This is a genomic window from Dysgonomonas sp. GY75 (assembly GCF_015234155.1).
GTDB lineage: Bacteria > Bacteroidota > Bacteroidia > Bacteroidales > Dysgonomonadaceae > Dysgonomonas > Dysgonomonas gadei.
Map to the genome: position 1 here is coordinate 414,012 of NZ_JADCLQ010000003.1, position 17,366 is coordinate 431,377.

16 protein-coding genes are annotated in these 17,366 nt (G+C 39.5%); 9 read left to right on the plus strand and 7 right to left on the minus strand.

Annotation, left to right across the window (positions count from 1 at the left end; genetic code table 11):
• Positions 1 to 54: 54 nt before the first annotated feature.
• The 4 genes from IR083_RS02690 to IR083_RS02705 all read left to right on the plus strand — a co-directional run bounded on the left by IR083_RS02690 (position 55) and on the right by IR083_RS02705 (position 4,856).
• Positions 55 to 816, plus strand: a complete 762-nt coding sequence (locus IR083_RS02690) for a biotin/lipoate A/B protein ligase family protein (RefSeq protein ID WP_194223142.1) — start codon at positions 55 to 57, stop codon at positions 814 to 816.
• Positions 817 to 842: 26 nt separating this feature from the next.
• Positions 843 to 2,189 carry a dihydrolipoamide acetyltransferase family protein gene (locus IR083_RS02695; protein ID WP_194223143.1) on the plus strand — a complete coding sequence of 449 codons (1,347 nt, stop codon included), beginning with the start codon at positions 843 to 845 and terminating at the stop codon, positions 2,187 to 2,189.
• A gap of 107 nt (positions 2,190 to 2,296) precedes the next feature.
• Entirely contained in the window at positions 2,297 to 4,330 is a 2,034-nt protein-coding gene (locus tag IR083_RS02700; protein WP_194223144.1) for a thiamine pyrophosphate-dependent enzyme, read from the plus strand.
• Between the two features lie 19 nt (positions 4,331 to 4,349).
• A complete protein-coding gene (locus IR083_RS02705; RefSeq protein ID WP_006797748.1) occupies positions 4,350 to 4,856 on the plus strand; it encodes a flavodoxin in 507 nt (168 codons plus the stop codon).
• A gap of 54 nt (positions 4,857 to 4,910) precedes the next feature.
• On the opposite strand, the gene IR083_RS02710 is transcribed toward IR083_RS02705, so the two are convergent.
• Positions 4,911 to 6,101 carry an anaerobic sulfatase-maturation protein gene (locus IR083_RS02710; protein ID WP_194223145.1) on the minus strand — a complete coding sequence of 397 codons (1,191 nt, stop codon included), beginning with the start codon at positions 6,099 to 6,101 and terminating at the stop codon, positions 4,911 to 4,913.
• Between the two features lie 264 nt (positions 6,102 to 6,365).
• Between IR083_RS02710 and IR083_RS02715 the strand changes: the two genes are divergently transcribed.
• Positions 6,366 to 7,139, plus strand: coding sequence for a carbonic anhydrase family protein (locus IR083_RS02715; protein WP_148401816.1), 774 nt, complete (start codon positions 6,366 to 6,368; stop codon positions 7,137 to 7,139).
• 59 nt (positions 7,140 to 7,198) lie between these two features.
• Here IR083_RS02715 and IR083_RS02720 read toward each other — a convergent pair whose 3' ends face one another.
• The gene (locus IR083_RS02720; RefSeq protein ID WP_006797745.1) at positions 7,199 to 7,726 is read right to left on the minus strand and encodes a DUF2867 domain-containing protein; all 528 of its coding nucleotides are present in this window, start codon (positions 7,724 to 7,726) and stop codon (positions 7,199 to 7,201) included.
• A 106-nt stretch (positions 7,727 to 7,832) separates the two neighbouring features.
• Between IR083_RS02720 and IR083_RS02725 the strand changes: the two genes are divergently transcribed.
• Together IR083_RS02725 and IR083_RS02730 are read left to right on the plus strand one after the other, a co-directional pair.
• Positions 7,833 to 8,363, plus strand: coding sequence for a GNAT family N-acetyltransferase (locus IR083_RS02725; protein WP_194223146.1), 531 nt, complete (start codon positions 7,833 to 7,835; stop codon positions 8,361 to 8,363).
• 13 nt (positions 8,364 to 8,376) lie between these two features.
• Positions 8,377 to 8,958 carry a DNA-3-methyladenine glycosylase I gene (locus IR083_RS02730; protein ID WP_194223147.1) on the plus strand — a complete coding sequence of 194 codons (582 nt, stop codon included), beginning with the start codon at positions 8,377 to 8,379 and terminating at the stop codon, positions 8,956 to 8,958.
• 1 nt (position 8,959) lies between these two features.
• Here IR083_RS02730 and IR083_RS02735 read toward each other — a convergent pair whose 3' ends face one another.
• Both IR083_RS02735 and IR083_RS02740 read right to left on the minus strand, forming a co-directional pair.
• On the minus strand, positions 8,960 to 9,703 hold the full coding sequence (locus tag IR083_RS02735) for a CPBP family intramembrane glutamic endopeptidase (RefSeq protein WP_194223148.1): 744 nt from the start codon (positions 9,701 to 9,703) through the stop codon (positions 8,960 to 8,962).
• 12 nt (positions 9,704 to 9,715) lie between these two features.
• Positions 9,716 to 10,588, minus strand: coding sequence for a pyridoxamine kinase (locus tag IR083_RS02740; protein ID WP_006797742.1), 873 nt, complete (start codon positions 10,586 to 10,588; stop codon positions 9,716 to 9,718).
• Between the two features lie 135 nt (positions 10,589 to 10,723).
• On the opposite strand from IR083_RS02740, the gene IR083_RS02745 reads away from it, so the two are divergent.
• The gene (locus IR083_RS02745; RefSeq protein WP_194223149.1) at positions 10,724 to 11,266 is read left to right on the plus strand and encodes a hypothetical protein; all 543 of its coding nucleotides are present in this window, start codon (positions 10,724 to 10,726) and stop codon (positions 11,264 to 11,266) included.
• A 722-nt stretch (positions 11,267 to 11,988) separates the two neighbouring features.
• Here the strand turns inward: IR083_RS02745 and IR083_RS02750 are convergent.
• Entirely contained in the window at positions 11,989 to 12,462 is a 474-nt protein-coding gene (locus IR083_RS02750) for a hypothetical protein (protein WP_194223150.1), read from the minus strand.
• Positions 12,463 to 12,960: 498 nt separating this feature from the next.
• Here IR083_RS02750 and IR083_RS02755 point away from each other — a divergent pair, with 498 nt between their 5' ends.
• Positions 12,961 to 13,383 carry a hypothetical protein gene (locus IR083_RS02755; protein ID WP_194223151.1) on the plus strand — a complete coding sequence of 141 codons (423 nt, stop codon included), beginning with the start codon at positions 12,961 to 12,963 and terminating at the stop codon, positions 13,381 to 13,383.
• Between the two features lie 28 nt (positions 13,384 to 13,411).
• On the opposite strand, the gene IR083_RS02760 is transcribed toward IR083_RS02755, so the two are convergent.
• Together IR083_RS02760 and IR083_RS02765 are read right to left on the minus strand one after the other, a co-directional pair.
• Entirely contained in the window at positions 13,412 to 16,042 is a 2,631-nt protein-coding gene (locus IR083_RS02760; protein ID WP_194223152.1) for a hypothetical protein, read from the minus strand.
• 124 nt (positions 16,043 to 16,166) lie between these two features.
• Positions 16,167 to 17,336, minus strand: a complete 1,170-nt coding sequence (locus IR083_RS02765) for a PBSX family phage terminase large subunit (protein ID WP_194223153.1) — start codon at positions 17,334 to 17,336, stop codon at positions 16,167 to 16,169.
• Positions 17,337 to 17,366: the final 30 nt, after the last annotated feature.

Here is a 17,366-nt window from a genome sequence, read left to right on the forward strand (position 1 = left end):
TTTCAAGATTAAAAAGAAAAATAGATTCCGAATCTTTAAATAAAACGAATAATTATGCTTTGTATCAACAATACACATACCGACGCTTATTTCAACCTGGCAAGCGAAGAATATCTTCTGAAAAACTTCAGTGATGATATTTTCATGTTATGGCAAAACGAACCGTCGGTCATTGTTGGCAAATATCAGAATGTGCTGGCCGAGATAAATGTCGACTTCGTCAAACGTAACCGGATAAAAGTCGTCAGGCGCTTTTCGGGCGGGGGCACAGTATTTCACGACCTCGGTAACCTCAACCTCACATTCATTGAGAAAAATAACAATGTAAACTTCGACAAGTTCACAAAACAGATTATCGCCCTACTCTCCGAAATCGGGATACATGCCCAATCGGACGAACGCAGGGCGATAAATATTGACGGGCTGAAGATATCGGGAAGTGCGCAATGTGTACACAAAGACAGGGTAATGTATCATGCTACCCTGCTTTTTTCGTCTGACCTCAGCAGCCTTGTCTCCACATTGGAGAGCGACCCCAAGCAACTGGAAAACAAGACAGACAACCGTATTTATGTAAAATCGGTAAAAAGCCCTGTTACCAATATTCTGCAACACCTGGATAAGCCTTTGGATATAAAGTTCTTCAAGAAATACATTCTCGATTATTTCCTCAATAAGGACAAGGAAAACAAAATGTATAAATTTTCGAAAGAAGATATTTCTGCTGTAGAAACACTATCGGCATTGAAATATACTACCGAAGAGTGGAACTTTCATGGCAACAGGCCTGTCAGCAATAATTATTTACATGTATAAGAATAAACCAAAATATATAATTAACCATGTCAAAATTTGAAATAAAAATGCCCAAACTGGGCGAAAGTATTACAGAAGGGACAATCATCTCGTGGTCGGTAAAAGTAGGCGACACTATCAACGAAGATGATGTATTGTTCGAAGTGAATACAGCAAAGGTAAGTGCCGAAATACCGTCGCCTGTTGCAGGTAAGATACTTGAAATATTGTTTCAGGAAGGCGATACTGTTGCCGTAGGTACAGTGGTTGCGGTCGTACAACTCGAAGATGAAGACGGCGAGAGTAAAGATGCTGCTCCGGCTGCTGAAAAGAAAGAAGAACCTGCAACTCCGGCAAAAGCAGAAGAAAAAGCCGCTCCGGCCGCTGCACCCGCCGAACCGACAGTAAGCGCACCCGCTACAAAAAACAGTGGTGACAGATGGTATTCGCCTGTTGTTCTCGGAAAAGCCCGCGATGCCAAGATTGACAAAGACGAACTCGACGCTATTCCGGGCTCCGGATACGAAGGCCGTTTAAGTAAACGCGATATAGAAAAATATATAGACAACAAGAAAAAAGGAATCTCAGCTTCGGATGCAAAACCAAAATCCGCAGCAGCAGAAAAACCTGCAGCTGCAACGGCTTCACATTCACAAACCAATGATGCACCGAAGTCTGCCGTTCCTGTGGCTGTAGCCGATGGCGATACAGTAATTGCAATGGATCCTATACGCAAGATCATTGCCGACCGGATGACTTCATCCAAGAAGATTTCTCCGCACGTAACCAACGTAATCGAAGTAGATGTTACCAAATTGGTGAAATGGCGCGAAGAAAACAAAGACGCATTCAAAAAACGCGAAGGTATCAGCCTTACTTATATGTCTCCAATCGTAGAGGCAACGGCTAAGGCTTTGAAAGATTTTCCTCGTGTAAATTCATCGGTAGACGGATATAATATTATTGAGAAAAAACGTATCAATGTAGGTGTTGCGGTATCGCTGAACAATGGTAACCTGATTGTACCTGTAGTAAAAGATGCCGACAAACTAAGCATCAGTGGAATTGCCGCATCGGTAAACTCATTGGCAAACAAAGCCCGTGCAAATAAACTGATGCCGGACGAAATACAAGGCGGTACATTTACAATAACCAATTTCGGTTCTTTCAAGAGCTTGTTCGGTACTCCGATCATCAATCAACCGGAAGTTGCAATTCTGGGTGTAGGCATTATAGAAAAGAAACCATCTATAGTAGAAACTCCTGAGGGAGATGTGATCGCTATCCGACACAAGATGTATCTGTCATTGTCGTACGATCACCGTGTGATAGACGGCATGCTGGGAGGTAACTTCCTCTACCGTATAGCAGAGTATCTGGAAAATTGGGGGTAGTGAGTGTACTAGGAAGAAGTGTACTAGTTTACTAGTTAGTAGCATACTAGTACATAAATTCTAAACCTAGTAGACTAGTAAACTAGAAACTTTTAAACTAAAAAAGAATGAAAAAATACGATATAAAAACCACAGACAAAGAAACGCTCAAAAAATGGTATCACCTGATGACATTAGGGCGCGCTATCGACGAGAAAGCTCCGGCTTATCTCTTGCAATCACTGGGATGGTCGTATCATGCGCCTTATGCGGGACATGACGGCATACAGCTTGCAATGGGACAAGTTTTCAAGAGAGGCGAAGATTTTATGTTTCCTTATTACAGGGATATGCTCACCGTATTGTCAGCAGGTCTGACTGCCGAAGAGCTGATACTGAACGGTATATCGAAAGCGACAGACCCTGCCAGTGGCGGGCGCCATATGTCGAACCACTTCGCTAAACCTGAATGGGGGATACAGAATGTCTCCTCAGCGACTGCCAACCATGATTCCCAGGCTGTAGGTACTGCCCGTGCCATGGTTTACTATAATCATAAAGGAGTGGCGATAGCTTCGCATGGAGATTCATCCACATCCGAAGGTTATGTATACGAAGCAATTAACGGGGCATCGAAAGAACGGCTGCCTTTTATCCTTGTTGTACAGGATAATGGTTACGGTATATCTGTTCCTAAAAAAGACCAGACCGCCAATCGTAAGGCTTCTGAAAACTTTAAAGGAATCAAAAACCTGCGAATCATATATTGTAACGGTAAGGATGTTTTTGATTCGATGAATGCTATGATCGAAGCCCGCGAATTTGCTATTGCAAACCGCACTCCGGTAATAGTACATGCCAATTGCGTACGTATCGGCTCGCACTCCAACTCGGATAAACATACACTTTACCGTGACGAAAACGAGTTGAAATATGTAAAAGAAGCCGACCCTCTGATGAAGTTTCGCCGCATGCTGTTGCGCTACAAACGCCTCACTGAAGAGGAACTGAAAGAAATAGAAGCAAATGCGAAGAAAGAATTGAGCGCCGCTAATAAAAAGGCTCTGGCAGCACCGGACCCTGATCCCGCATCTATATTCGATTTTGTAACGCCCGAACCATATCAGCCACAGAAATATATTGACGGTACACACAATGAAGAAGGAGAAAAGAAAAACCTAGTTACCGCATTGAACGAAACATTAAAAGCCGAATTCCGCCACAACCCGGATACTTTCCTATGGGGACAGGATGTTGCCAATAAAGATAAAGGAGGTGTGTTTAACGTATCGAAAGGTATGCAACAGGAATTTGGCGAAGAACGTGTATTTAATGCTCCGATTGCCGAGGACTACATTGTGGCTACAGCAAACGGTATGAGCCGTTTCGACAAAAAAATAAGAGTAGTAATAGAAGGTGCCGAATTTGCAGACTACTTTTGGCCGGCAATGGAACAGTATGTGGAATGTACGCACGACTACTGGCGAAGCAATGGTAAATTTTCGCCGAATATCACTTTGAGGCTGGCCTCAGGTGGATTTATCGGTGGAGGTATGTACCACTCGCAGAATCTGGAAGGAACATTAACAACACTCCCGGGTGCACGTATCGTATATCCGTCGTTTGCCGATGATGCGGCAGGACTATTGCGTACCAGTATGCGTTCCGAAGGATTTACAGTGTTCCTTGAACCGAAAGCATTATACAATTCAGTAGAAGCCTCGACAGTCATCCCTGACGACTTTGAAGTACCTTTCGGTAAGGCTCGTATCCGCCGTCCGGGTAAGGATCTTAGTATTATTACTTACGGTAATACAACGCTCTTCTGCCTGAACACTGCAGAACGCCTTGCCAAAGAAGACGGCTGGGATGTGGAGGTAATCGATATCCGTTCGCTCATACCTCTCGACAAAGAAGCCATTTTCGAATCGGTGAAGAAGACCAGCAAGGTACTAGTTGTACATGAAGATAAAGTTTTTTCCGGTTTTGGGGCAGAAATAGCAGCTATGATAGGAACTGAAATGTTCCGCTATCTGGATGCTCCTGTACAGCGGGTAGGTTCCACCTTTACTCCGGTAGGTTTCAACCCTATACTGGAAAAGGCTGTGCTGCCAGGAGAAGACCGTATATATGAGGCTGCTAAGAAGTTATTAGAATATTAAAATCAAAACACGACATACAATGAAAAAGATTGGATTGTTTTACGGAACAAGCACAACCAAAACCGCAGCAATAGCTAAAAAAGTAAAAGCTGCATTCGGTGAGGACAAAATTGATATTATTCCCGTAGAAGATGCATGGACAAAAGATTTTGAAAGCTATAACAATATTATCATCGGTGTTTCCACATGGTTCGATGGAGAACTGCCTACTTACTGGGACGAAGTGAAACCCGAACTGGAATCATTGAAGATGAAAGGGAAAAAGATCGCTATCTTCGGATTGGGCGATCAGGTAAAATACCCTGAAAACTTCGTGGACGGAATAGGTATCCTTGCTGAAACATTCGAGGCTATCGGAGCCACCCTTGTAGGACTTACTTCCACAGAGGGCTATACATTCGAACATTCACGTGCCGTGCGCGATGGAAAGTTTACAGGACTGGCTATCGATTTCGAAAATCAACACAGTAAGACAGACAAAAGAGTTAAAGAGTGGGTGGAGCAATTAAAGACGGAATTTGATTGATTTATCGACGATGTATAAGGACGGGATCTTTCATTTAGATGGTCCCGTTTCTGTTTATATGAAATACCCGTTTTTGACAGCGGCCATCACATTCATCGGCGAGCGTTGATTATCCAGTTCGTTTTTCATAAAATCCATATAAGGCGCTACATGATCGAAGAACTTATAATATCCTTTACATAAATAATTCAATCCATCTTCTCCTGAATCTGTTTTAATTATCCGGTTTTTAGGACATTCGCCATTACAGGCAAAAAGATACCTGCAATTTTTACACTGAGAAGGTAGTTTATTATATTTATCATTGCCAAATTTCAGTTGCTTGTCGGAATACATCATTTCGGTCAGCGTTCTGCTATTAATATTACCCAGTTTATATTCCGGATATACAAAATGATCGCAACTATACACATCTCCGTTAAACTCCATAACTCCTGCATGTCCACAGGTCCTGGCCTGTATGCAAATTCCGGGCGGAACTCCCATCCAATTAGCCAGTGCAGAGTCGAAATACTGAATGAAAAACGTACCAACGTCTTGTTTTACCCATTCATCGAAAATAGCAATCAGAAAATCGCCCCATTTCTCTGATGGAACATTCCACGGAGCTAAGCCTCCGTCTACCCTCTCTACTATTGCAGAGAACTGGATATAACGGCAATCGATACTCTTGAAAAAATTATAGAATTCGAGTGGGAAATTTACATTGTAGTCATTCACTACACCCATTATATTAAATTCTACATCATGCTTTTTCAATAATGCCAGCCCTTTCATCACCTGATGAAAAGAAGGACGGTCGTCCCTCGTTCTACGATACACATCATGACAATGCTGAGGTCCATCTACAGATATACCAACTAAAAAATTATTGTCTTTGAAAAACTTACACCAATCATCGGTCAGTAGAGTTCCATTAGTCTGTATACTGTTTGCTATTTGTCGTCCCCTTCCATATTTTCGCTGTAATTCAAGTGCCTTTTGGTAAAAACTTTTATTACGCATCAAAGTCTCACCCCCATGCCATGTAAACATGACTTCCTGCATAGTCTGTGCATTGAGATATTGTTCGATAAAAGATTCCAGCAAATCATCACTCATTATATAATTTTTCGCATCAGGATACAAACCCTTCTTTTCGAGATAATAACAGTATTTACACCGGAGATTGCAGACTGCTCCGACCGGCTTCAACATTACATACAACGGTTTAGAAAAAGGGGAAACATAATCGGTAGCTGACATTTTTCAATAATATTGATCTGACTACAAAAATATAATTATTTTGATTATCATGAGTAATAAAAAAGATTAACCTGATATGATCTGATTTATTAAAGAACAATTCCAAAACAGCATTGTTATATATAAAATATATTGTTCCATTTGGCTTTGGCTAATTATGTAAATTATACAAGACTAAAAAAACTATTAATTGCAAACACATCAACAAAAGGCTATATAATACTAAGAGTTCGATATTTAATAACACATTCATTAAGTATAATCATGAAAAATTTTGTTTTGAATAGTATACTATTCTTTTCACTAGCTGGCGTCTTTGGAATCTTTACATCTTGCCAAAAACCTGTCAAAGTAAATAACAATTCAGAAGTTCAGGATACAGATATAAAGATCCCGGAAGAAGAAATTTTGAGCAACCCGGTTCTGACAGCCGAAGAACAGGCACAACTGACACCGGACACTGTATTAGAAATTCTAAAACAGGGAAATAAGGAATTTACAGAAGATAACCTTACCGTGCGTAACAATTCGGAGCGTGTCAGAGAAGCTGCATTAGGGCAATATCCTAAAGCTGTAATAGTATCTTGTCTCGACTCGCGCATTCCTGTCGAGGATGTATTTCACAGGGGAATAGGAGATATATTTGTAGCACGTGTGGCAGGAAATGTGGTAAATCCCGATATATTGGGAAGTCTGGAATTTGCATGTAAAGTTTCGGGTTCGAAACTGGTAGTGGTACTGGGACACGAGCATTGCGGAGCTGTAAAATCAGCTATAGATGATATAAAACTTGGAAATATCACAACATTACTTTCTAAAATACGCCCTGCTGTAACTTTGGCATCTAAAGATTTTGAGGGAGATAAGACTTCCAATAATCCTGAATTCGTACAAAAAGTTTGCGACGACAATGTAAAATTGACAATAGAAGAAATTCGGGTAAAAAGTCCTATACTGAAAGAAATGGAAGAAAAGGGAGATATAAAAATTGTAGGAGGAGTATACCATATGGAAACTGGACGGGTAGACTTTTTCTGATAGCTAAACGGTAAACCTTCCGGTGATAGGCTGCAGTACAAAATGTATTGCAGCCCGTTTTATTTTATATCCTTCCTTATACAGGTTTTGACGGCATGCTTCAGCATTTTCCTTACTACAATATGATGGAAAGGGCAAATAGCATAAAAATAAGTATATCCAAGCCAGTTGTGAAACTTAACCAGTGTGATTACACTTATAATTTGTTTATTTGCCTCATACTCTATATAGACAGACAGATGCGCTGACAAATGCTTGTCGCTGAGGTAGAGCACCGTTTCATTTTCTGATTTGTCAGGAACAGACATAAGACCATAGTTACCGCCTTCACGTATACAACGTTCAATTTCTTCTGTATTCCTGTTTTCATCCCCTTTGAGGCCGAATGGCTTAACCAAAGTGTTACGGATACGGAAAAGATTTTCGAGCCATTTAGGATTTACAGTCCAGAAGGCAACCTGAATATTATCAGCGGTGATCCTAGAAGCATTCTTTATCGTGCATTCAAAAATGTCTGTGTAATTGACCGGCAGATATTTGTTTACTAATGCCTTTTGCGGAACATTCTTTTTTTGTGTTACGATCATTCTTTTTTTTACTATTTCACTATAAAGTTAAAGATTTTAATTTTCAAATCAGCTTGGAATCATAATTAATATTGTATTTTTAGACTATAATAGTGTATTTAGTATAATGAAAGAAATAGAGATAAGAAGAGTGGTATTCGACGAAATTGATCAAATACAAAAAATCAGCAAACAAACTTTTTATGAAACATTTTCGAAAGTAAATACTGAAGAAAATATGGCCAAATATCTGACTGATAAACTCTCAGCTGAAATACTGTCCATTGAGCTAAATAACAAAAATTCGGAGTTTTATTTTGCTATATCCGGAGGAGAGATAATCGGCTACCTGAAGCTAAATTCAGGGCAATCTCAGACAGAACTCAATGATATTAAATCACTTGAAATAGAGCGAATTTATGTATTGAAAGAATTTCATGGAAAAGGTGTGGGACAATTGCTCTATCAGAAAGCTATACAAAGAGCGCAGGAAACAGGTCTCGACTCAGTATGGCTAGGTGTTTGGGAAGAAAATCCGAGAGCAATAAGTTTTTATAAGAAGAATGGTTTTGTCGAGTTTGATAAACATATTTTCAGACTAGGCGATGACGAACAGACAGATATTATGATGAAATTGCAACTAAAAGATATACAATAAAACAATAAATTCTATGATTAGCAATACACAAGTAATCCGCTGCGGGTGGGTAGGAAATGATCCTTTATATATAAAGTACCACGACGACGAATGGGGTACGGAGGTGACTGATGATAAAACGATGTTTGAATTCCTTGTTCTCGAAAGCGCTCAAGCCGGACTAAGCTGGATAACCATTCTCCGGAAACGGGAAGGTTACAAAAAGGCCTTTGCCGGATTCGATGCTGAAAAGGTTGCGAAGTTTACAGACAAAGATGTGGAACGGCTGATAAATGATGAGGGTATTGTCCGTAACAAGCTGAAAGTAAAAGCTACAATATCCAATGCCCGACTTTTCCTTGATGTACAAAAGGAATTCGGTAGTTTCTGTAACTATATGAAATCGTTCCTACCTGAAGGTAAACCAATTATCAATCATTGGAAAACATTAGCTGAGGTACCTGCGTCAACACCGTTGTCGGATGCTATCAGCAAGGATATGAAAAAACGGGGATTTAAGTTTTTCGGTACAACGATTTGCTACGCACATCTGCAAGCCGTAGGCTATATCAACGACCATTTGACAGACTGTATATGCAGGACAGGCAGGAAATAAATTATAAAAGGTGATAGAAAGTAAAATACATCATAGCAAAATTGAAGCCAGCATGTGAAAAGACAGCTCCGAAAATAGAATCGCACATCAGCTTACAACGAAAAAAGATCTGGCTGACGAAAAACATACCTACAATCCATAGTAATGCCGGGACTGGCAGAAAGCTCCAGCTTCCGGCAATATAAATAATACCGAAATGTGCGAGGTGGGTAAAGGCAAAAGCCAGACTATCGAATACCGAAGCCTTGATTTCGCCAAATTTACTCACAAAACTCCCGTGAATAACTCCCCTGTAAAGAAATTCCTCGCCGATAGGGCTGAATATCATACTGGGGATAGCAGCTATAATGAAGTAAATCAATTTGTCGGAAGGCGGAATATCGGCAGGCATTGCTCCGGCCTTTGAAATATATACGAATGCATTCTCATCCGTTTTTTCAAATATAAGGAGAAATACACCAAATATAACGGCACAGGAAAGTACTCCCAGTAGAAACGAATACAGTAAACGCAGATAATGGTTCGGACGCTTCATTCCCATCCCTTTTCTTCCCTGCTTTGTAAGGAATATAAATAGTGTAAACCACATCAGCATAAAAATAATAAAGACAGTGCTGTATCCTCCCGATACATTTGCCTGAAGCACTAATATAAAACGGGGAATACCAAATAGTAAAATCAGGACAAGACCAAATTTCCAATTATAGCTGAAAAAGCGCAGCCAGAATTTACGTAATGATTCCATTTATTACAAATATTATATTAATTCATATGTACTTACCTGAATCGGAATGTGCAGGTTATGCAAAACCTTTTCGAGCAAGATGCCCTCACGCGAATCGTATTCATAGCCGAATGTAGCCCGTATACCCTGATAACAGAACTGAGTAGCCCTATCCAAAGCCATCGGCAGGCTGTCGCCTTGCATCATCGCTCCGGTGATAACACTGGTGAATGTATCACCCACACCGGGATAATGTGCCGGCAAATATGGACAGGTCACTTTCCAGAAACGGCCTCCATTGCGGTTATATGCATATACGGATGTCTGATGCGGATCATTTGCGACAGGTACACTGGTAATGATAACTATGGAAGGGCCTTTATCGGAGAGAGCCAATAGGTATTGCTTTAATTTCTCATCGGTATATTCTTTTTCGTAAGGTATATCCAGCAGATAAAAGAGTTCGGTCAGATTAGGTGTTATTATATCGGCCACGGTTATCAATCTCCTCATCTCCTCTACAATAGTGATATCAAAGCCCGCATATAATCTACCATTATCACCCAAAACAGGATCTACAACAACAAGGTTATTATCTTTGCGAAACTCCTGTATAAAGTCTTTGACTATCTGCACCTGTTCGGGAGAACCCAGATAACCGGAATAGAATGTATCAAATCCTGCATTCAGTTTCTTCCATTCGGCTATAATTTTACGCATCTCGTCCGTCAGGTCGAGAAACGAAAAATGAGGATACTGTGTATGGCTTGAAAGAATTGCTGTAGGCAAGGGACTGACATGAAATCCCATAGATGTAAGTATAGGAATTACTACGGTGAGTGATACCCTCCCTATGCCCGAAAGGTCGTGTATGGCGACTATTTCTTTTGTTTTACTGAAATACATAAACTATATGATTAACTCTGTTAATAACATGATAAGGAAACTACAAATATAACTCATTGAGCCCGGGAATTACTTCTTTATTTGTAAAAAGAATTATATCTTTGCAGCAAACACATACAAGAAAAACTTACACGAATGAGAGATACTGATTTCCTTTTTCTAATGGCTGTTTTTATAACAAGCACCTTTTCTTCTTGCTTGTTACCCGAACCAGATATAGCTTTTCGCTTAAGAAACCAAAAACAAACAATAGACAGTAATATAGCAAATGGCATATGCGCTTCTCACTCCGTGGCCGTACTGAACCAAAATCAGGATATAAATTGCTATTACCAGTTGTATCAGGATAAGACTAAAGGTCTGATGAAAGTATCGGAAACTTATACACGGAATAATGCAACCAGCGATACCACATTTGTCTATTATTTTGATGAGGATGAGTATACTTTTGCCTTTCAGGTAAAGGTTGCCATCGATAGCGACAGCCTTTTCAATTCGGTTACAGCATTCTACAATAAGGATATGGAAATGGTAATGAAAGAGTATGCCACTATCGACAACTGTGACATTCCTCTGATAGGTAAAGATTCACTATTCATCGATCTTACTGCATATAGTATTCCTCCCGACGTAAGTACTTTTACCCAACATAAAAAAATAATATTGCAAAACGACTGATTAATCTACGAAGTTTGATACCAAACAAAACCATGCGAACTTCACAGCTCACATGGCTTCACACTTCACAAACTACACAAAACTTGCGGTTCTTCCTTAACTATTAAAAAAAATTTAAACTAGTGCTATTAAATAACTTATAAAACTATTCTTATATTGGGCATTTAAACTCCATCAAACAAATATACTCATCGAAACCTGCATATTTGTCCTAAATAAAATGAACCTGATATTCAGACCGTTCTTTCAACCTGTTATGAACATCATTCATTTTACATAGGTAAAAGTAGCATAACCCGATGGGAAAAATAGTTCTATTTGTGAGTATTTTAAGATTCGGTTGTTTCTTATTTAACAGATGAAACCATTATTCATTTCGAATCTTGAAATATTAAAAATTTGAAAGTGTTAATTTATCGTTTTTAGATAAACAGATCAAGATAAGTTTTGATAATCGAAAAAATATAAAGATTTAAATTAGCATAATATCAACGCCCCCCGAGTATCAGGGATCAACATAACACACTAACAAACAACAAAATAATTTCGAAAATCAAATATTTTTATCTAAAGTGAGAAAAAACAGAAGAAAAACAAGATAACTTCAGTTTCTTTTTAAGAGGATTTTCATAGTAAATCTAAGTAGATATTTGTATTTTTATCTTAAGTTAAAACACTCATAACCTGCAAATAAGAGCTATATTTATACACTAGTTAAAACCCTATACTATCATAGCGTTCTCTCTATTCTTCACTCCCTCAACATATCCGGCAAAGAAAAACGGAATATTATCTTCACTGCCATTCTCGAAACGACCCTTCACTTTCTCATATGCAAGCAATGACATTTCAAATTCGGGCTGTCCGGTAACTAATACGGGCTGATCCAGTTTATTGTACCAAAAATACTGACCTCCGAAATTCTGGCGGGCAACTTCAAATATATACGCGCCTATCTTTATTATCATTATTCGCTTTGTCTCATCATTACCCTGTTTATAAAACGGCGTGTTCTCTTCCATTATCTCATCGAGTAACTGAAGGCTATCCACGCTAAAATCGAGCTGAGCGACATTCTTAAATTGGTCCACCAGAGCATTTGCATTTGCCTGCATATCCTCAGCAAACTGTCTGCGATCTTCATCTGTCACTTCTATCACTTGCTTTTTCTTTTTGAAGAAATCAAATAGTCCCATACTTATGTATTGATTAGAAATTTAGAGATGCAAGTTACAAATTTTCGTTTAGTAATCAGGTGCATCCTTTCAATATTCAGGGCAAACGCATCAAATTATTCAACTTCTATCGAAGGCCTGTAGGGGCGTATTGCATACGCCCGCATAACAAAATATCACAACCGGGCATATGCAATACGCCCCTACAGGAGCTTGAAAACAGCTTTATGAATTTTGATGCGTTTGCCCTATTCAATATTATACAAGTGGGTAGTTCGATCTGCGCTGCTTCGTAAAGATTATTTACTAAAACCTGACAAAGTTGACACTTTTTACACATTTTTTCCATCTGTCATTTTTTATATTTCTTATATCCTCTACCCTTTTCAAAGAAATCTGTATTCTCACTAATGTATAGATAAAACAAAACTTTCATATCCCCTAATTCTTAATTTTAATTGTTAATTCTTAATTATTTCCCCTATCTTTGTTTTTAACAAAACTATAACTTAAAAAGCGATGAAAAAATTCCTGTATTTCATATTTATTTGCACATTGTGTGTGGGCTTTACTGCATGTGGCGGGGATGATGACGACCCGAAAGAAGAAGAGTTTGTATGGAACGGTAACTGGAATGACCCCAATGACAAGAATTATAAGCCGGAAGGATATAATCCGATACAGGGTGTATGGCAACGGGATGATGATCCCTCAATAGGAATGTATTTGTCAAAAGATTTTAAAGACTATTACGTGACTTTTTATTCAAATGGAGAATATAAGATAGAATCTGTATTTAAAGATAATTATCAAATAAATAATACTGCATTTCGATATTCTCCAAATGAAGTCTATAAATGGGAAATCGAGAACAACAAATTATATACTCTTCCTGTGGGCACATATAAAGAATGGGTAAGCTATACAAAAATAGATGACTAGAAAAAGGGAGATTTTTCTCCCTTTTTACCTATATCATTCTCTTTATTAATTTAAGTACACCTTTACTTCGCCTCATAGGGTCATAACCATCTATTTCAGCTATATTGTAGTGATTACCATTAAATTTCACCAGTGATATATCCAACCTACTATACTCCTCTGGTGTCAGATAGCAATTGACTACCGTGTATGTATTATCTACATTCAACAGCAACAGGAAGTAGTTATTCAGTAACGAATTAGGGTCATCCTTATAATCAAGTGTTAGCTTGGTTTCTCCATTATATTCATTCGATACCTTAGCTAGTCGTACCGGTCTTTTGTTAATTTCTGCATCGAACAATCCGGTTTTGTACCAAAAGCGCTGCGGCAGGTCATAATACCGGTCGTCCATCGTATCCTCATAATCGAGATCATTCTCCCATGCTTCGTGATTCATAATTACAGGTATTTTAAACAAAGGTTCCTTAGCGAAATCCAGTATCTCTTTATACCAGCAGTACGAAAAATTGGAGGTCTGTGTCAGTACATTGGTTTCAGTGCTCTCCGTATAGTACTTCCCTCTGTATATTATCTCGGAATCATCATTCCCATTTGTATTACCTTCTGACTTTTTCTTCAGATCGTAATAGCCTTCCTCTTCTGTGTTTACGGTAAAGCCGATATCATAGAGCGACGGCAGTTTCAGCGACTCATTCCTGCGCTGCTGCACGCTTGCTCCCTTATCAAGGTCGATAACACTCGAAGCTGTTGTAACCATGTCCTTATTTTTAATGCTCAATTCAAAGCTGTCTATTCCCGTATTTGCCAGTTTCAGGTTAAAAGCCTTACAGAAATTATCAATCCAGTCGTTTACTTTTATATTGTCAGGCAGGAATTTAAAAAGGTCTATCTCCCCCTTTTTGTATGTACCATCTTCATTCCAGTTCATAGGTTTAGTACTTGAACCATCATTATCCATGTTCATCCAGTTAAAATCCTGGCTAAAAGGCTCTAATGATAGCTCAAAATAAATCTGGTGGTTAGGCCATACGTTAGCTTTTTCCCAGAATGTTGCGGTAGAAACAACCGAAAGGTATTCGTTTTTTTGAAGCCATATCACCTGATGTATCTCCCCTTCCGCATTGGTATTACTTGTCCGGGCTGTCCATGGGGTAATATCATTCAGGCTACTCAGTTCTATTTTATATTTGCCGGAAGGCTTATCATCTTCAAAAACATATCCCTCACTCCTTACAGCAGAATAAGCCCTGAAAGATTCTGAATCTGGTTCTCTAATACTCCAAGATATTCCTCCACTCATAGCCATCGGGTTATGATAGAACTTGTCTTTTATCATCGGATTCTTCATGCTTTTATAATCGTATATGCCTTGATCGTCTTTTCCTTCCACATCTCCGCCCCATGAAAATCCGCAAACGAAATTTTTGTTTTGCTTTGGGTCTATAAAGTTCACCGCATGGGCTTTCGGGTATTGATTTCCTATTCCGTCCAAATCCTGTTTTATATTATTCTTATAATAATGATTATCAAAATACAGGTTTTCAAACACATCCGTATCCCCCAACGAGTGTCGCAGGACTTTACATTCGGCAAAGAAATCATCAAGGCCCCCGGGAGAAACAGCCAGATCCATATTTTCGGCCATTTCATCCTTTCCTGTATATACAGCTTTAAATCTTACTTTATAAAATCCGGTATAGGGTACTCTGAAATTTATATTATGTATTCTGTTGCGATTAGTGTTGTGAGTTATATTTCCGGAGGGATCGACAATCGTAAGATTACTGATATTCCTTGAATCAAACAAATTTGTGGTAATCGACATCGGCGATTCATCCCAAATGGATGTCATATAATAATTGGATTCTATCGAACGTATTTCTTTCACATAATTACTCCATGTGCCACTAATGCTCGTTGTACCCGTCCCCCACTGCATTTCGTAGTCGTTGGGGTTCTTGTAACTCATATAAAGGTTTCTCAGCCTTTCGTCATGCAGCGCATTGCCTGTGAGATTATACTCTGCCTGTTTGAATATTTTTTTCAGCATATGAATGCAATTGACAGAGGGCGGAAAATCCTCCAGCGCAAACCTTACACTCCTGTCATAAACATTTTTAGCCGAATAGGTATTATTCAAACTTTCTTTCGTCATTAGTTTATACAGGGCAAGCGGAAAAATGCATGGCGATATTTCATCATCTTCGCCTGTTTTCTGTTCATGCTTCCCTTCATTATATATTGTGACATCTTCTATTTTCTCAAATTTCAGCGGCCACTTCCCCGCCTGATTCATCTTCATCTCCCCGAAAATATCCTTCACCGTCTTCGCCGCCGGAACCCCCAGATTACCCTTGTAATAATCTTTCCCGATCTCACTGATTTTAAATTTCCCATCGAAAATCTTTATTCCGTTCACCAGCAACTGCGCATCATACAATTGCGAGAATTTGCCTCTCACCTCCTCCGTGTTCGTATAGCCGAAGATGGCGTTGTTGGTTGCCGTGGCGGGCAGGCTGATGTCGTATGAGCGTTGTGCGTCTTTTGTGCTCAGTTCCGCCGGATTCAGTAATTGACGCTTGAGATAGACCGAAAAATTCTCCGGACTTTCTATCTCACATAATTGATTGTTGATGTAGAGTTCTAAACTTGCCATTTTTCTTTAATTTGAATATTAGCAGATTAGTAAATGGATATTCTTTATTGAATTTGCTAATTTTCGAATCTGCTAATTGAATTATTAATTTATTTGCTAATTTCCGAATTTGCTAATCTGCTAATTATTTCCCCCTTATCACCGAATAATTCAATCCGCCATTCTTCTCCAATAGCTTATTCAGGCATACATAACGCTGAGCATCGATAGAATGGTTGTACTTATCGACAGGTGCATTGGTTACATTACCGAATTCGTCCGTTTTCCAGCAATAGTTGCGGTATTCGTTAATGATATTCGCACTTCGGGCAGATACATGCTTCCTGTACCTGTTCAGGACAGAAATACCTGAATTAATACTGTCTTTACCCTTTTGCGCCGCTTCCACTTTCCAGCCTTTCGCACTTATCTCCCTGATGCTTTTAGGCTCGGCGCTATCGGCAATAACGGGTGTATCGCGCGGGATACCCGACACACTCAGATGTTCGGCAATCATCAGGTTGTCGTAGCCTTTGGCATACAACAGTTCATCTATCCAGAGTTCTCCGTTCGCAAGGCGTATATCCACTATCGCCGTAGGATCATTGGTGAAACCGAAATCGACACCTAGCCAACGCTTTTTATACACCTCGGGCATAGACTGCACAATGTCCCAGTTGCGGACAATCATGCCCTGCCTTGCACCTGTCAGCCCCTCTCCATAAACCTGCCACCAGTCTTCGTCGCCACGGTTCGATTCTATTTCCCTGACCTGCGCACATGAGAGAAATTCATTATCGCGGTAAGTAGAATGTATCAGTTTGGCTTCGGGCATGACCAGCACTTTTTCATCGAGCCAGAACTCGAAACAGGGGTTGCAGTCGAGAATTATATATTCGGTCGTGCGGATCGCCAGTTGGCGGTACACCTCATAATCGATATTGATACACTCATTTATATATAATATATCGCGCGAAGGGCCATGTACTTTTCCGGGATTATCAGCCGAGAAGAATTCGATAATGGAATTACTCACCTTGTAAATCTTATCAGTGGCATTCCAGTTTTTCTGTTCCCACATACTTTCCCGCTGAAGCATATCCATGAAATCACGGATACACCCTCTTTTCAGATGGGGCATAGATTCGGAAACCACCGAGATAATCCTCGGCGCTTCGGAATGTGAAGCAATGGCATGCAGCAATTGCAGGATACTGTAAGTCTTCGACGAACGGGTAGAGCCTTTGTTTACGATATAGCGGTTCCTTTCGTTTATTCCTTGTAGGTTACGCTTAAATACGGAAGTAGTTTTCATACGGGTAATTTTATTTTTAATGGATGTATG

What these genes read in the sequence shown, in the direction of transcription:
- IR083_RS02690 (WP_194223142.1), top strand. Translation starts at nt 55, where the DNA reads ATGCTTTGTATCAACAATACACATACCGACGCTTATTTCAACCTGGCA.
- IR083_RS02720 (WP_006797745.1), bottom strand. Translation starts at nt 7,726, where the DNA reads ATGATCGTAACACAAAAAAAGAATGTTCCGCAAAAGGCATTAGTAAAC.
- IR083_RS02705 (WP_006797748.1), top strand. Translation starts at nt 4,350, where the DNA reads ATGAAAAAGATTGGATTGTTTTACGGAACAAGCACAACCAAAACCGCA.
- IR083_RS02710 (WP_194223145.1), bottom strand. Translation starts at nt 6,101, where the DNA reads ATGTCAGCTACCGATTATGTTTCCCCTTTTTCTAAACCGTTGTATGTA.
- IR083_RS02765 (WP_194223153.1), bottom strand. Translation starts at nt 17,336, where the DNA reads ATGAAAACTACTTCCGTATTTAAGCGTAACCTACAAGGAATAAACGAA.
- IR083_RS02760 (WP_194223152.1), bottom strand. Translation starts at nt 16,042, where the DNA reads ATGGCAAGTTTAGAACTCTACATCAACAATCAATTATGTGAGATAGAA.
- IR083_RS02745 (WP_194223149.1), top strand. Translation starts at nt 10,724, where the DNA reads ATGAGAGATACTGATTTCCTTTTTCTAATGGCTGTTTTTATAACAAGC.
- IR083_RS02695 (WP_194223143.1), top strand. Translation starts at nt 843, where the DNA reads ATGTCAAAATTTGAAATAAAAATGCCCAAACTGGGCGAAAGTATTACA.
- IR083_RS02700 (WP_194223144.1), top strand. Translation starts at nt 2,297, where the DNA reads ATGAAAAAATACGATATAAAAACCACAGACAAAGAAACGCTCAAAAAA.
- IR083_RS02750 (WP_194223150.1), bottom strand. Translation starts at nt 12,462, where the DNA reads ATGGGACTATTTGATTTCTTCAAAAAGAAAAAGCAAGTGATAGAAGTG.
- IR083_RS02735 (WP_194223148.1), bottom strand. Translation starts at nt 9,703, where the DNA reads ATGGAATCATTACGTAAATTCTGGCTGCGCTTTTTCAGCTATAATTGG.
- IR083_RS02740 (WP_006797742.1), bottom strand. Translation starts at nt 10,588, where the DNA reads ATGTATTTCAGTAAAACAAAAGAAATAGTCGCCATACACGACCTTTCG.
- IR083_RS02725 (WP_194223146.1), top strand. Translation starts at nt 7,833, where the DNA reads ATGAAAGAAATAGAGATAAGAAGAGTGGTATTCGACGAAATTGATCAA.
- IR083_RS02715 (WP_148401816.1), top strand. Translation starts at nt 6,366, where the DNA reads ATGAAAAATTTTGTTTTGAATAGTATACTATTCTTTTCACTAGCTGGC.
- IR083_RS02730 (WP_194223147.1), top strand. Translation starts at nt 8,377, where the DNA reads ATGATTAGCAATACACAAGTAATCCGCTGCGGGTGGGTAGGAAATGAT.
- IR083_RS02755 (WP_194223151.1), top strand. Translation starts at nt 12,961, where the DNA reads ATGAAAAAATTCCTGTATTTCATATTTATTTGCACATTGTGTGTGGGC.